Below are 14992 nucleotides of genomic sequence, written 5' to 3' on the forward strand. Positions count from 1 at the left end.
GGCTTGTCTGATGCCCTCGATTGAGGTGATTGGTAAGCCTGTTTTTTCATGATAAGTAATGATAAATGATAAAAAAACCTCACTTGTTTTTTCAAGTGAGGTTTTGGTTATTTATTTTCGCTTACTTCAGTTGATTCAGTTGATTCAGTTGTTTTTTCATCCACTAAATCAGTTCTAACGTATTGATCAACCGTTGATTTATTCCCGTTTTTTGAGTAAAGGCTAGTTGAATTTTTGCCTTTTTCTTTTTCAATCGTTTCAAGTTGTTGTAACTGGTCACGATAGTTAACGGTAGTTGTATCGATTTCTTGAAGACCACTTGTACTATAGTAGCGCATTAGGTCACCGTTGTTGATAGCATCAGAAGTAGCTAATTGTAACTGAACTTTTTCTTTCAAACCATCAATGGTTTGTTGCTCGCTCTCACTGATGTTTGTTTTAAGCGCTCCAGTTTGATTGTCATAAACATTATCTCCAACAATAGTATAATCAGGTGTCATGACATCACCATTACGGAAAGCAACGACTTGATCATGCCCTTTAGAGAATAAGTCTTGGCCTAACATTAAATATTTAGAGTTATCAATCCCTAATAAATGTAATAATGTTGGTAACATGTCGACTTGGCCACCATAAGTGTGACTAATACCACCATCTGTTTCGCCAGGAATGTGATACATTAACGGCACACGTTGTAATTGTGCGTTATCGTATTCGTTCCAAGTTTCTTTGTCTTTGCCTAGTAACTCAGCTAATTCAGGGTTACGAGAGTTAGAAATACCATAATGATCACCGTATAACACAATGATTGAATTATCATATAGCCCTGTTGCTTTTAAGTAGTTGAAAAATTGTTCAATTGCTTGGTCAGCATAGTGAGCTGTTGCAAAGTAACCATTGATGGTTTCATCCGCTGTTTCTGGAAGAGGCAACTCATCATCAGAACCTTGGATTTTAGCATATGGATAATGGTTAGAAACAGCTAACATCTTAGCGTAAAACGGTTGTTGTAAATGCTCTAAGTATTGGACAGATTGGTCAAAGAATTCTTTGTCATGTAAACCATATTGGAATGAATTTTCATCGGTTACATCGTAGTAGCTTGAATCAAAGAAGTATTCATAACCAAAGTTTTTGTATGTATCATTACGGTTCCAGAATGAGCCTACATTACCGTGGAAGGCTGCTGTTGTGTAACCAGCAGTTTGGCTTAAAATATCTGGTGCCGCTTGGAAGGTGTTTTTGCCACCTAGTTGTGTAAATAGCGCGCCTTGAGTCAAACCAAACAATGAGTTTTCAATCAAGGTTTCCGCATCACTGGTTTTACCAGCACTTACTTGGTGGAAAACATTGTCAAAGCTGTAAGTTTGTTGATCATGGAATAGACTGTTTAAGAAAGGTGTTACTTCATGTTCGACACCGTCTTTATCGGTCAATTTATAATCAATCATAAACTGTTGTAAACTTTCTAAATGGATATAGATGACGTTACGACCAGCTGCTTTCCCAAACATTTCTGGATTTTTATCAGCGTGGTGTTTGTTGACATATTCTTCAACGGATACCAAATCATTTTCACTCGCTTGAGCGCGAATTTGGTTGGTTTGGTAGGTTTGAACCCCATCATAAGCCATAAAGAAGTTCAAGCCTAAATATTTCACGATATGGTCTTTAGAGAACGTACGTGATAATAATTGAGGGCGATCTGCTTCAGCTAAGGTTAAGTTCACAGCGAACATTAAAACGGAAAAAGAGGTCACCGCAAAAGCAAAACGACCTTTCACTGGTTGTTTATCCAGTTTGATTTTCTTCGCTGCTAAGCATCCCCCAATTGCGAATAAATCAACTAAATAAATTAAATCAGTGATTGAGAAAAGTTTCAACGCACTTTGGCCTAAGCCAGAAGAAACCTTTCCTGCTCCTAAAATGGTATTAATGGTGATAAAATCAGAAAATTCTCGGTAGTATACGACATTTGAAAATAGTAACAGGGTCATTAAAAAGTACAGAATTAAAGTGGTTGCATACGCTCTTTTTTCATTTCTTACGTATAAGCCAATTGACAAAATAAAAATAGTCGTTGCAATTGGGTTAATAAGCAAGATTAAATATTGTGTAATACTCTCAATTCCAAGGTTAAATGCTGTAATGTAAGCAAGAATGGTTTTTAGCCAAAATAAAATGGCAAGTAGAGAGAAAAAGCCCATACGTGTGTTAATCCATGATTCTTTGTAGGATTTTTTCAACATTATGACTTCCTTTCATGGTTGTTTTCATAAGTTTATATTCTAAAAAATGTTTATTAATGAACTATCGAAAATATTTTACCGATATTTTGAGGTAAAGTCAATCGAAAACGGCATAAATCAGTCTAAAGGAGTACGAATTATTAAGATATCGTGAGAAAGAGTTTTATGAAAAAAAATATGTTAAAATAGGAAAGCATATAATAGTAGAAAGGTGTTCAACATGAAAATCAAAATTAAAAAACAAGCGGCTCGTAAGATGATGTCAGGTTACCCTCTGATTATTGAAGGAGACTTAGTCAAAACACAAGACCAATTAAAAACAAAAGAATGGCATCAATTTGTCACCGATTCAGGTCAGTTTATCGGAACGGGCTATTTAGGGAAGCAAAATAAAGGTGTCGGTTGGGTTGTTTCTCAAAATGAAAACACAAAAATGGACGAAGCTTTTTTTACACAATTATTTTCAAAAGCTGGCGAGAAGCGTCAACAATTTGCAGACAATGAGTTGACCAATGCTTATCGTTTATTTAATGGTGAGGGCGATGGTTTAGGTGGCATGACTGTGGATATCTATGCGGATTTTGCAGTGGTTTCGTGGTATAACGAAACGATTAATACTTTTAAAACAGTATTAATCGCTGCGTTAGTCCAAGCTTTCCCAATGATTAAAGGGATTTATGAAAAAAATCGTTTCGAGCAAACTGGCTTACCAGAAACACAACTTATTTATGGACAAGAAGCACCCGAGCCGCTACTGGTGAAAGAAAACGGTGTATCGTTTGCGACTTATTTAAATGAAGGTATGATGACGGGGATTTTCTTGGATCAAAAACATGTTCGTGGTCGCCTGGCAGACGGTCTAGCGAGCGGTTTAGACGTGTTGAATACGTTTAGTTATACAGGAGCCTTTTCAGTGGCGGCCGCTATGGGTGGCGCTGCTAGTACGGTCAGTGTCGATTTAGCGAAGCGTAGTCTTGAAAAAACAAAAGAAATGTTTGACATCAATCAATTATCGTTGGACAACAATAAGATTGTTGTGATGGATATTTTTGATTACATTCGCTATGCTAATCGTAAAGAACTGGCATTTGATATGGTCATTTTAGACCCACCAGGTTTTGCTCGTAACAAAAAGCGTACGTTCTCAGTTGTTAAAAATTATGGTGAGTTAGTGGCGGAAGTCACACCGTTAATTCGAACTGACGGCTATTTGATTGCGTCAACCAACGTTGCCAATTTGCCTTATGACAAGTTTAAAGAAATGGTTGAAGACGGCATTCGTAGTGAAGGCCGCCGTTTCAAAAAAGTCGAAGAGTATCGTTTGCCAAGCGACTATGTAACAGCTAGCTCCTTTAAAGAAGGAAACTATTTGAAAGTTTTAATTTATCAAATTTTTTAACGAAAGAGTTGTGAGCTAAATGAAAAAGAAAAAAGTAACGAAAACGAACGCGTTACGCACACTTGATCAAAAGAAAATAGCTTATGAAGAACGCGCTTTTGCTATTGAAGAATTCGCCCACATGAGTGCGATAGATGTCGCAAATCAATTAGGGACACCTTTGGAATTAATTTATAAAACATTAGTTGCAATTGGTAATAAGACAGGGCCGATTGTGGCGGTAATACCAAGTAATGAAACGGTAGATTTGAAAAAACTTGCAAAAGTTAGTGGGAATAAAAAAGTTGAAATGTTGCATTTAAAAGATTTGGAAAGCACCACCGGCTACATTCGTGGAGGTTGTTCACCAATTGGCATGAAAAAACAGTTCCCGACCTATATCGAACAAGCGGCAGATGGGTTAGAATATTTTTATATTTCAGCAGGTAAACGTGGCTTACAAATGAAAGTTGATCCACATGAAGTGAAACAATTAGTGCATGCTGAGTTTGTGGATATTATAGAGTAGATAATAAAAAGTAGCAGTGATCAATTAATGGTCACCGCTACTTTTTTGCTATATTCTTGTTACCACAATTTATATTCTTTAATCAAGTCATAAATCACGGTATCTTCCAATTTATGTACGCCTTTATTCAATAACGTTTTCTTCAAGAATGATAGTTTCAAGTCGCTTAATTTAGCGCCATCCATCATTTTTTCTGTAGAATCTAATAACACGCGGATGTCATACGCTGACGCAAAGACTTCTGGTACGCCACGGTCGATATCAAGTAACGTATAAACAGCTTCCATAGCGGTTCTTACTGAGTATTCCGTTGTGAAGACTGTATCGCGAGGTGTTTCAGCAAAGTTACCGATAAAGGCTGCATTGGCACAGTTTTCAGGTACTACAAGTGGACGATCACCTGGTTTTCTTGGCATGAAGTAAGAAGTGACAAATGGCATCATACATGGAATACAACGGGCACTATTTTTCGCCATCTCATCGATTTCTTCAACAGGAACCCCAATATGATATAAAAATTCTTGGGTTATTTCTTCGCCGGTACAATCTTTTAAGGCTTTGTTAACGTAATTGCCTGGCACATCACAATTTAAACCATAAATCCAAACGACTAATTGATCTTTTGGTTGGGCCTTAAAGTGTGGTTGACGGTTTAAGGTAAAGCTCATTAACCAGTTAGAATCTTTAACACTGACAATCCCACCCGTCACGACTTTTCCACTGAACGGATCGCGTTTGCAAATTTTTTCGATGTAAGGTGGAATTTTATCGTCTAATGTAGTTAACGTTGCAGATTCCCAGCTACTTTCTTTGATATTACCGCAGAAGACTTCTGGATGACCGAAGGCTGAATCTTGCATGGCAATATTTTTCCAAAGGTTCCAGCTACCACCTAAATTAACGTTTAGTTTAGCAGGTGTATGATGATCACCTTCATCAGCGCTTTCTACGTTACTACCATTTGTGATGAAGACCAAGTCATTTTCGGTTAAATTTAAAACTTGTTGGCTATTGTTGATTGTGTATTCGATTTGTTTTGCTACTTTTTTATCAGGTGTAATATCAAATAACACATTGGTTACTGTAGTATTGTATTGAATAGTCACACCATGGGCTTCTAAATAGTTTTTTAGTGGTAACACTAATGATTCATATTGATTGTATTTAGTAAATTTCAAAGCTGAGAAGTCTGGTAGTCCACCAATATGGTGAATGAAACGAGCGATGTAACGACGCATTTCCATTGCACTGTGCCAAGGTTCGAAGGCAAACATCGTGCACCAGTATAACCAAAAATTAGATTCAAAAAATTCTTCAGTGAAGACATCTTGAATTGTTAAATCTGCCAGTTTTTCTTCAGGAGTGAAGAAAAGCTTGATAATTTCTTCTGAAGCGGTTTGTGACAAGGTGAATTTTCCGTCAGTATGTGCATCCTCTCCGCGATTAACAATGGCACGTTGTAGAGAATAGTTAGGGTCGCGTTTATTTAACCAATAAAATTCATCTAAAACAGAAGCGTCTTCTTCTTCAAGTGAAGGGATTGAACGGAATAAGTCCCATAGACATTCGAAATGATTTTCCATTTCACGCCCACCGCGAATGATAAAGCCTTTGCCGTCATCGTAAATACCGTCTAAGGCACCACCAGCAATATCACGTTCTTCTAAGATGGTGATGTGAGAACCTTTCATTTGACCATCACGAATTAAAAAGGCAGCGGCCGCTAGCGATGCTAAACCTGATCCAATTAAATAAGCATGTTTGTTTTCAACGCCTTCAGGTTTCACTGGACGTGCAAAAGCTTCATAATTTCCGTTACTATAGTACATAAAAAAATCCTCCTCTAATATTTCGAATTTTGTGACAAATTTATTGTATTATTGTTATAATAAAAGAACCATAAACAATCTTAATGATATGTTTAAAAAATAGACATTAAACGCAAATTGTCTAAAAAATAGGAGTGAACAGATGTCAAATTTCACAAGAGATGCTTTAGCCAGAACCTTGAAAGAAATGATCAAAACCCGACCATTAGAGAAAATCACTGTGACTGATTTAGCGGAAAAGTGTCAGGTGAATCGCCAAACATTCTATTACCATTTTCGTGATATTTATGAATTAGTAGATTGGATTATTGAAGAGGATTTTCTTAATAAAATTGAGCAAGTCATCGAATACGACTCGTTATCTCAACGAGTGAAGCAAGTTAGTGATTATGTTGATGAGCATAAAGCTTTTTGTTTGAATGTTTATCGTTCAGTGGGAAAGGAAAAAGCAGAACGCTATTTGAATAGCCAAATCGAGAAATGGTTATTAAGTTTTTTATTTTTTTCTAGTTCAGAAGAGTATGAAGAATATAATGAAGTGCAGTTAAAGTTTTATGTATTCGGATTAACCGGTTTGTTTACGGATTGGTTAGAAGAGAAAGTTGATATCTCAACAGAAAATTTATGTGGACAACTTATTTATATAGTAAAAAGCGAATTAATCGAAAAATGATTAATTCGCTTTTATATTTATCTACGAAAAACGTTTTTGGTTGGTAAAGGATAGTCTTCTAAATCATAGCCATCAAAAGCTAGTGTTTCTTTGAAATTATTGATGGAAAGATCTAAACGACGTGACAAGTCAAAGACGCTATGAAGGACGTCATGGAAATACATGGCATTACCTTGTTCAAAGTAATCTTTGTAGTCGCTACTTGTTTTGTTTAAACCGGTCTGTTCTTCGAATCGTTCGTATTCATGTTGATAGTCATGATAATGATTGGCTGTATAGTCCGCAAAGGCATTGAATATCTCAATGGACAAGACTAAATCATGGTGCCAATCAGCGTAAGGCTTCTTAGCAAGTCCATCTTGAGTTTGAATCAATTTGAACTCATCATTACGGATGTTTTGGGTCATTAACATGTCTAAGTTCAAGTTCAGTCCAGTGTAAGAAACCTCGTCAAAGTTTTGTTCCTTTAATAAGGCTAACTCATGAGCGAGTGTTTCTGCTGTGTAGTCACGATTTTTTTCAACTTTAAAAATTTTCTTTTGTGGAAACATAGTTCTCACCTCATTTAATTGATACGTCTATTATAGCCATAAGTATGTGCTTTCATCAATTGTTTTCGTACTTATATGTTTTATTACGGGTAATATATAACGATTGAAAGACATCGTTAGTAATGAAAGTAGCTAGCGATTTGGGCACTATTTTTACCTGCCACATAACCAGTTACAAATGCGGCCGTAATATTATAGCCACCGGTGTAGCCGTTAATATCTAACAATTCTCCAACAAAGAATAAACCTTCAACAAGTTTACTTTCTAACGTTTTTGGGTCAATCTCTTTCAAATTAACTCCACCACCGGTTACAAATGATTTTTCGATTGGATACGTGCCGATAGCGGACATTCTGAAATCTTTAATTAACTCCGCAAAACGTTCTAATTCGCTGGCTTCAACTTGACGGAATGGTCTGGCACCATCAATTTGTGCCTTTTCCAATAAAAATTCTAAATAACGCTCAGGTAACAAGCCTTTCAGCGCATTTTTAATGGCTTTATCACGTTGTTGTTCTTTGACTGTTGTCAGTTCATGAACTAATTGTTTAAAAGATTTATTGGGTAGCGCGTCTAAACTAAGGGTAGCGTTGTTATGTTTTTCGAGTGCTTGATTGACAAACATGCTGCAACGCAAAGCCGCTGGACCTGATACGCCAAAATGTGTGAACAACATGTCCATCGTATGACTCACGCGGATTTTACCTTTTTCATTTAGGACCGATAACGTCACGTCTTGTAATGATAGACCTTGTAAGACTTTCTTTTGGACAAAGGTATCAGCTAATTTGATCGGTGATTCTGTCGCGAAAAGTGGGGTGACGGTGTGACCAGCTTTTTTGGCTAGACGATAGCCAATCCCAGTTGAACCTGTGTAAGGATACGTTTTGCCACCTGTTGCGATAATCACGCAGTGCGCGGTGAATTCGCGTCCGTCTTTTAAACGAATCCCAATAATACGATTATCTTCTTTTAAGAGTTTTTCCACTTCAGCGTCTAATTCAATTTGTACTTTTTGTTTGTTTAATTCGCTCGTTAAGGCCTCAACAATCGTTTTAGAACGATTCGTTACTGGAAACATGCGCCCATGATCTTCTTCTTTTAATTTGACCCCTTTATCTTCAAAAAAGCGAATAATATCGTGATTATCAAACTGTGAAAACGCGCTGTATAAGAACCTACCATTACCAGGAATGTGTTGAATCACATCGTCACTCGGACGGTTATTGGTCACATTACAACGACCCCCGCCAGTTAGTAATAATTTCTTTCCTAAGCGTTTGTTTTTTTCGACTAACATGACGCTTGCACCATGTGTAGCAGCCGATATTGCGGCCATCATCCCACTAGTACCAGCACCAATTACGATGACATCTTTATCTACGTTCATTTTTATACCTCCAATTCTTAAGTAGTGTACCATATTTTTTTTGAAAGTTCTTTGTTTATGAGTTGGTATTTTTAAGAGAATAACGTATACTTTTATTATTATTTATGAAAGAAGGATGAGAAAATGGGTGTAGCCAATCAATATATTGAAGCCATTCGTCAAAAAGTTCAAACATTAAATGAAGGTCAAACTGAATATATTCAGGCAGTCGAGGAGTTTTTACCAACGATTGCGGCTTATTTAGAGCAAAATCCACAAGTTGAAGCCCATAATTTGTTGGATGTCTTACTAGAACCTGAACGTATTATCCAATTCCGTGTGCCTTGGCAAGATGATCAAGGAAAATGGCAAGTCAATCGTGGTTACCGTGTCCAATATAATTCAGCGATTGGTCCATACAAAGGCGGATTAAGATTCCATCCAACTGTAAATTTAAGTATTATGAAATTTTTAGCTTTCGAGCAAATTTTTAAAAATAGCTTAACTGGCCTACCAATTGGTGGTGGTAAAGGCGGTAGTGACTTTGATCCTAAAGGTAAATCAGATGCCGAAATCATGCGTTTTTGTCAAAGTTTCATGACCGAATTACAAAAATATATTGGAGCAGATACCGACGTTCCTGCGGGGGATATCGGTGTAGGCCATCGTGAAATTGGCTACTTATACGGTCAATACAAACGTCTAAATCAATTTAGTGCTGGCGTATTAACCGGTAAACCCGTTGATATGTGGGGAAGTTTAGCGCGTACGGAAGCTACTGGTTATGGTTTAGTGTACTTTGTTAAACATTTATTAGCCGACCGTGGTGATTCATTTGAAGGGAAAAAAGTCGTGGTGTCTGGTAGCGGAAATGTGGCGATTTATGCGATTCAAAAAGCACAAGCCTTAGGAGCGACTGTTTTAGCATGTAGTGATTCAAGTGGTTATATTTATGATCCAGAAGGTTTAGACTTAGCGATTATCAAAGAATTAAAAGAAGTGAAACGTGTCCGTATTTCTGAGTATATTAACGATCGTCCAAATGCTACTTTCTTTGAAGGACAATCTATTTGGTCAATTGATACAAAGTATGATATTGCCTTGCCATGTGCGACCCAAAATGAAATCAATGCTGAATTGGCGCAAACAATGATAACTAATGGTGTCTTTTTAGTCGCAGAAGGGGCGAACATGCCATCAGATTTAGCGGCCATTGAGATGTACCGAGAACACGGTATTTTATTTGGGCCAGCTAAAGCGGCTAATGCCGGTGGAGTCGCTGTTTCAGCACTTGAAATGAGCCAAAACTCACAACGTTTACCATGGACCTTTGAAGAAGTAGATACTAAATTAGATAATATCATGAAAAATATTTATGAAAACTGTCGCGATACCGCGGCTCAATATGGTGCAGAGGGAGATTTAGTAACTGGTGCTAATATTGCTGGGTTCTCTAAAGTAGCTGGTAACATGCTGGCGCAAGGGCTAGTCTAAAAAAGTCAACTGTTTAGGCAAATAAAACGACTCTAATCATTAGAGTCGTTTTTTGTAGATAAGGAGTAACAATGAAAAAAAATATTTTATTAGGTGTGTGCCTCTGTGTAGTTGGAGGACTGTTAGCTAGTTGTTCAATATCTTCTTCAACTATGGACGAAACAAGTCTCTCATCAACCAAAACAAATACAACAATTAGTTCGTTGCCAACAACCGACCGGGCCGGTGAAACCATCGTGATTCCGGAAAATTTAACAAAAATTGTATCGTTAGTGCCGTCAGTTACCCAAGTGTTGGAGGATTTAGGCAAAAGCCAAAAATTAATTGGTATCGACAATCAAAGTCAGTTAAAAAATACGAAACAAGAAGTGACACAATTCGATATGATGGCGATTGATCAAGAAACCTTGTTAGCGTTGGAGGCACAGGTTGTATTTGTGAGTGATATCAATCTATATGCCGATACAGAAATTTGGGACAAATTAAAAAAAGCTGGTGTAACAATTATTAATATTCCGACAAGTGACACGCTTGAGGCTATCGAAGAAGATGTTCAATTTATCGCTGATTGCGTCGGCCAACATGAACAAGGCGCGACCCTTGTCCAAAAGATGCAAGCTGATATTGAGCAACTAAAAACAATGGGTGAAAGCATTAAACAGAAAAAAACTGTTTCATTTGAAGTGGCAGCTTTACCAGGTATCTACTCATTCGGTAAAGATGTATTTTTAGATGATATGTTAGTGACTATTGGTGCCAAAAATGTTTATCACGATCAAACAGGATGGTTGGCAATTACCGAAGAATCAGCGATTGAACGCAATCCGGATGTGATTTTTACTAACGTAACGTATATCGACGATCCGGTTACTGAAATTTTAAGTCGTAAAGGTTGGTCAGAAGTAACAGCTGTTAAAGACAAAGCGATTTATCCCATTGATAATGCGGCAAGCTCGATACCGAATCATCATGTGGTTGAAGCAATGAAAGAGATGGCAAAAACTCTTTATCCAGAAGAATTTGCCAAATTGACTTTTAGCCATGACTAAAGGATTGAAATTAAGTGGGTTGGTTGTATTAGCCGTCGTTGTGATGGTGTTGGGTGTAGGAGTCGGTAGTGCATCGGCTAGTTTTTTAGAAGTGTTTCAAATCATGATCAATCGCTTATTAGGACATCCAAATGAAGGGATACTTGCCATGATTATTTTAGAAGTGCGCTTGCCACGCGTGTTGATGAGTTTTATTGTTGGGGCCATCATTGCCTTGTCAGGAACAGTTATGCAGTCGTTATTAAATAATCCTTTGGCCTCCACCTATACGCTAGGCATTTCGTCAGGTGCCTCATTTGGAGCGGCCTTGATGTTAACGATTGGCGTGCCTATTCTAGGATTATCGAGTTATTTCGTCCCAGTTAACGGTTTTGTTTTTGGCTGTTTAACGGTGTTATTAGTCTTGCTGTTTGCTAAAAAATCTAATCAGCAATTGGATAATCAAACAATCGTATTGGTCGGGATGATTGTTGGGTTATTCGTAAATGCATTATTAACGTTGCTATCGGTGTTTTCTGATGATTATTTAAAAGCCATTGTCTACTGGCAACTGGGGAGCTTTGCAAGTAGTCACTATGGTCAGGTACTGTTATTAATAGTCCTTTTAGTGTTCGGTTTATTAACGTTCATGCGCTTTGCAAGCGAATTAGATATTTTGACCCTCGGAGATGAGCAGGCACAAGCAACAGGTCTAGCCACTCAGCAATTAAAAGTTTTCTTCATTATCGTTTGTTGTTTACTAACAGGTTCAGCGATTTCATTTGTCGGGATTATTGGCTTTGTTGATTTGGTTGCTCCTCACTTAGTTCGAAAAGCGTTTGGTCATCATCATCGTTTGGTCATTCCATCGTCAGCTCTCGTTGGAGGAATTTTGATGGTGTTAGCGGATCTTTTATCTCGGACCTTAATTGCGCCTAAAGAAATTCCTGTAGGAGCTGTAACAGCTTTAATCGGGGCACCGTTCTTTACGTATTTATTCTTAAAGAAGGGGCGTGATTAAATGATTGATATCCAACAAGTTTCCGTTCAATACGGTCAGCATCAAGTCTTACACAATGTTTCTCTCCAACTAGCAGATAACGAGATGTTGTGTGTGTTGGGGCCAAATGGCAGCGGTAAGTCAACGCTTTTAAAAACGATTTTAAACGTTGTCCCGTTTAGTGGCGATGTATTGATCAATGGACAGTCGGTAAAAAAATATTCTCGAAAAACGTTAGCTAAAGAAGTGGCATTACTTAGTCAACATCAACACGTTCAAGCTGGTTATAGTGTTAAAGACATTGTGATGATGGGGTGCTTTGCTCGTCAAAAAACAGGCTTATTTACTAGCTATAAAAAAGAAGATGTTGCCTATGTTGAGAACATACTCGCTGATTTAGGTTTGTGGGAACTAAAAGACCAAGAAGTTCTCAAACTTTCTGGTGGGCAAAAACAATTAGTTTTCCTAGCTAAAACCATGGCGCAAGCTCCTAATTTACTATTATTAGATGAACCGAGCAATCATTTAGATATTAAATATCAATTGCAGATGATTGCTTTTCTTAAGAAATGGCAAGTTCAGCATCAATCACAAATTATCGGTGTCTTTCATGATGTTAATTTAGCTCTTAACTTATCAGATAATTTATTAATGATGAAACAAGGGGAGATTGTAGTTAAGGGTAACTTTTCTGAGATTGGCACGCAAAATAATTTTCAAACCCTGTATGATACTGAATTAGTCGAATATTACTTAGCAAGTTTAGAGAAATGGCAACAACTACTAAAATAACCCTAACCAATCACTTTCCTATAAACGAAAGTGATTGGTCGGGGTTATTTTTATGTGCGATTTCTTTCAAAGGCGACAAAGCGTGTGCCTTGAAAAGTGAGGTAGCCGTTATCGCCTTCTGCTAACTGACCGTAAACGTTCCCTTTAACTGTCAATTCTAAGCGCTCACCATTTTGAAATTCAAAGGTCGCGTAATAAGTCGTGGAACTACGTGAGCTTCCAACTGTATCGTTATTATTCGTGTTACTCATATGATGATTTACTTCTGTTCGTTTAGTGACGATAGTGGCTTTTTGAGTCTCTCGAGGCGCTTGATTGTTACGGTGCCATTGTCGAATATTTTTAAATACTTGGAATAAGATGAATAGCAGGGCCAAAGTGAAAAAGATACCGAAAATTAAAAAGATGGGATTCATCCCCATTTCAAAATATAATTCGCTCATTTACAAGTCTCCTTTTTTTGATGACTAATGTTGGATAATCATCGTCCTTATTATCGTTCGTTAAAACTACGTTAGCATATTTAACGTCTCTTTTCAAACGCTTTCTTATGAATGGTATAGAGGGGTTTCCGCTAGTTTATAAAGGTTCAGATAATTAATCGTAAATATTCCGATTAATTCATCTGTTTACTTGAAAAATATTGAAAAAAAACGTAAAGTAGAGGGGAAAGAAAAAAGTATCACAATCAGGAGGAAACATCATGACACATATTCAATTTGACTACTCTAAAGTAGTTGGCAAATTCATTGGTGAAAATGAATTAGGTTACATGCAAAGCCAAGTAACAGCTGCTCACAACGATTTACGTAATGGGACTGGCGCTGGTAGCGACTTTATCGGTTGGGTAGACCTACCAGAAAACTATGACAAAGAAGAATTTGCACGTATTCAACAAGCTGCTGAAAAAATCAAATCAGATTCAGAAGTATTAGTAGTAATTGGTATTGGTGGTTCTTATTTAGGCGCGAAAGCTGCTCTAGATTTCTTAAACAATACTTTCTACAACTTACAAAGCAACGAAGATCGTAAAGCACCACAAATTTTCTTTGCAGGTAACAGCATTAGTTCAACTTACTTAACAGACTTAATCGACATTATTGGTGAGCGTGATTTCTCTGTTAACGTGATTTCTAAATCAGGAACAACAACGGAGCCAGCGATTGCATTCCGTGTGTTCAAAGAATTATTAATTAACAAATATGGTAAAGAAGAAGCGAACAAACGTATCTACGCAACAACTGATAAAGCAAAAGGTGCGGTGAAAGTAGAAGCTGACGAAGAAGGTTGGGAAACATTTGTGATTCCTGATGACGTTGGTGGACGTTTCTCAGTATTAACAGCCGTAGGTTTATTACCAATTGCAGCAAGTGGTGCTGATATTACTGGTTTAATGGAAGGTGCTAACCAAGCACGTAAAGATTTCGCTAGTGATAAATTAGAAGAAAACGCTGCTTACCAATACGCAGCATTACGTAATATTTTATACCGTAAAGGTAAAGTCACTGAATTATTAATCAACTATGAGCCAAGTTTACAATACTTCTCAGAGTGGTGGAAACAATTATTCGGTGAATCAGAAGGTAAAAATCAAAAAGGTATCTACCCTTCAAGTGCTAACTTCTCAACTGACTTACACTCGCTAGGACAATACATCCAAGAAGGTCAACGCAATATTTTTGAGACAGTTATCAAATTAGACAAACCTCGTCGCAATATCAACATCCCAACAATGGATAAAGATTTAGACGGTCTAGGTTACTTAGAAGGTAAAGATGTTGACTTCGTTAACACTAAAGCTTTCCAAGGAACATTATTAGCACATACTGATGGCGATGTACCAAACTTCGTGGTAACTATCCCAGAACAAAATGCTTACACATTAGGTTACTTAATGTACTTCTTCGAAATCGCTTGTGGTATCTCAGGTTACTTAAACGGGGTTAACCCATTTGACCAACCAGGTGTTGAAGCTTACAAGAAAAATATGTTTGCATTATTAGGCAAACCTGGATTTGAAGAGTTAGCGCAAGAATTAAACGCGCGTCTATAATCAATAAATGAAAAGAATGAAGTCTTTTTAGGCTTCATTCTTTTTT

At 37.3% G+C, this 14992-nt stretch carries 13 protein-coding genes; 8 read left to right on the forward strand and 5 right to left on the reverse strand.

Annotated features, from left to right (window positions below):
* Window positions 1–107 precede the first annotated feature (107 nt).
* The gene (locus tag FA707_RS01760) at window positions 108–2246 is read right to left on the reverse strand and encodes an LTA synthase family protein (RefSeq protein WP_425471312.1); all 2139 of its coding nucleotides are present in this window, start codon (window positions 2244–2246) and stop codon (window positions 108–110) included.
* 223 nt (window positions 2247–2469) lie between these two features.
* On the opposite strand from FA707_RS01760, the gene FA707_RS01765 reads away from it, so the two are divergent.
* Together FA707_RS01765 and ybaK are read left to right on the forward strand one after the other, a co-directional pair.
* Window positions 2470–3648 carry a class I SAM-dependent rRNA methyltransferase gene (locus FA707_RS01765; protein ID WP_136952614.1) on the forward strand — a complete coding sequence of 393 codons (1179 nt, stop codon included), beginning with the start codon at window positions 2470–2472 and terminating at the stop codon, window positions 3646–3648.
* Between the two features lie 19 nt (window positions 3649–3667).
* The gene (ybaK, locus tag FA707_RS01770) at window positions 3668–4156 is read left to right on the forward strand and encodes a Cys-tRNA(Pro) deacylase (RefSeq protein WP_136952615.1); all 489 of its coding nucleotides are present in this window, start codon (window positions 3668–3670) and stop codon (window positions 4154–4156) included.
* Between the two features lie 59 nt (window positions 4157–4215).
* Here ybaK and FA707_RS01775 read toward each other — a convergent pair whose 3' ends face one another.
* On the reverse strand, window positions 4216–5985 hold the full coding sequence (locus FA707_RS01775; protein WP_136952616.1) for an oleate hydratase: 1770 nt from the start codon (window positions 5983–5985) through the stop codon (window positions 4216–4218).
* Window positions 5986–6127: 142 nt separating this feature from the next.
* Here FA707_RS01775 and FA707_RS01780 point away from each other — a divergent pair, with 142 nt between their 5' ends.
* Window positions 6128–6658, forward strand: a complete 531-nt coding sequence (locus tag FA707_RS01780) for a TetR/AcrR family transcriptional regulator C-terminal domain-containing protein (protein WP_136952617.1) — start codon at window positions 6128–6130, stop codon at window positions 6656–6658.
* Between the two features lie 17 nt (window positions 6659–6675).
* Here the strand turns inward: FA707_RS01780 and FA707_RS01785 are convergent, their stop codons facing one another.
* The gene (locus FA707_RS01785; RefSeq protein WP_136952618.1) at window positions 6676–7209 is read right to left on the reverse strand and encodes a hypothetical protein; all 534 of its coding nucleotides are present in this window, start codon (window positions 7207–7209) and stop codon (window positions 6676–6678) included.
* A gap of 116 nt (window positions 7210–7325) precedes the next feature.
* Window positions 7326–8633 carry a BaiN/RdsA family NAD(P)/FAD-dependent oxidoreductase gene (locus FA707_RS01790; protein ID WP_136952619.1) on the reverse strand — a complete coding sequence of 436 codons (1308 nt, stop codon included), beginning with the start codon at window positions 8631–8633 and terminating at the stop codon, window positions 7326–7328.
* Window positions 8634–8723: 90 nt separating this feature from the next.
* On the opposite strand from FA707_RS01790, the gene gdhA reads away from it, so the two are divergent.
* From gdhA to FA707_RS01810, 4 genes are all read left to right on the forward strand, one after another.
* Entirely contained in the window at window positions 8724–10073 is a 1350-nt protein-coding gene (gene gdhA / locus FA707_RS01795; RefSeq protein ID WP_136952620.1) for an NADP-specific glutamate dehydrogenase, read from the forward strand.
* 71 nt (window positions 10074–10144) lie between these two features.
* Window positions 10145–11122 carry an ABC transporter substrate-binding protein gene (locus FA707_RS01800; protein ID WP_136952621.1) on the forward strand — a complete coding sequence of 326 codons (978 nt, stop codon included), beginning with the start codon at window positions 10145–10147 and terminating at the stop codon, window positions 11120–11122.
* Window positions 11115–12122: a FecCD family ABC transporter permease gene (locus FA707_RS01805; protein WP_136952622.1), complete on the forward strand. Its 1008-nt coding sequence runs from the start codon at window positions 11115–11117 to the stop codon at window positions 12120–12122. The genes FA707_RS01800 and FA707_RS01805 overlap by 8 nt, the downstream gene beginning before the upstream one ends.
* Window positions 12123–12893 (forward strand): ABC transporter ATP-binding protein, encoded by a 771-nt coding sequence (locus FA707_RS01810; RefSeq protein ID WP_136952623.1) that lies wholly within the window; start codon window positions 12123–12125, stop codon window positions 12891–12893.
* Window positions 12894–12943: 50 nt separating this feature from the next.
* Here FA707_RS01810 and FA707_RS01815 read toward each other — a convergent pair whose 3' ends face one another.
* Window positions 12944–13336 (reverse strand): DUF2500 domain-containing protein, encoded by a 393-nt coding sequence (locus tag FA707_RS01815; RefSeq protein ID WP_171028920.1) that lies wholly within the window; start codon window positions 13334–13336, stop codon window positions 12944–12946.
* Window positions 13337–13596: 260 nt separating this feature from the next.
* Between FA707_RS01815 and FA707_RS01820 the strand changes: the two genes are divergently transcribed.
* The gene (locus FA707_RS01820; protein ID WP_136952624.1) at window positions 13597–14946 is read left to right on the forward strand and encodes a glucose-6-phosphate isomerase; all 1350 of its coding nucleotides are present in this window, start codon (window positions 13597–13599) and stop codon (window positions 14944–14946) included.
* The last annotated feature ends 46 nt before the right edge of the window (window positions 14947–14992 follow it).

Origin of the sequence: Vagococcus zengguangii, assembly GCF_005145005.1 — a bacterium.
In the GTDB taxonomy this organism is placed as follows: domain Bacteria; phylum Bacillota; class Bacilli; order Lactobacillales; family Vagococcaceae; genus Vagococcus_A; species Vagococcus_A zengguangii.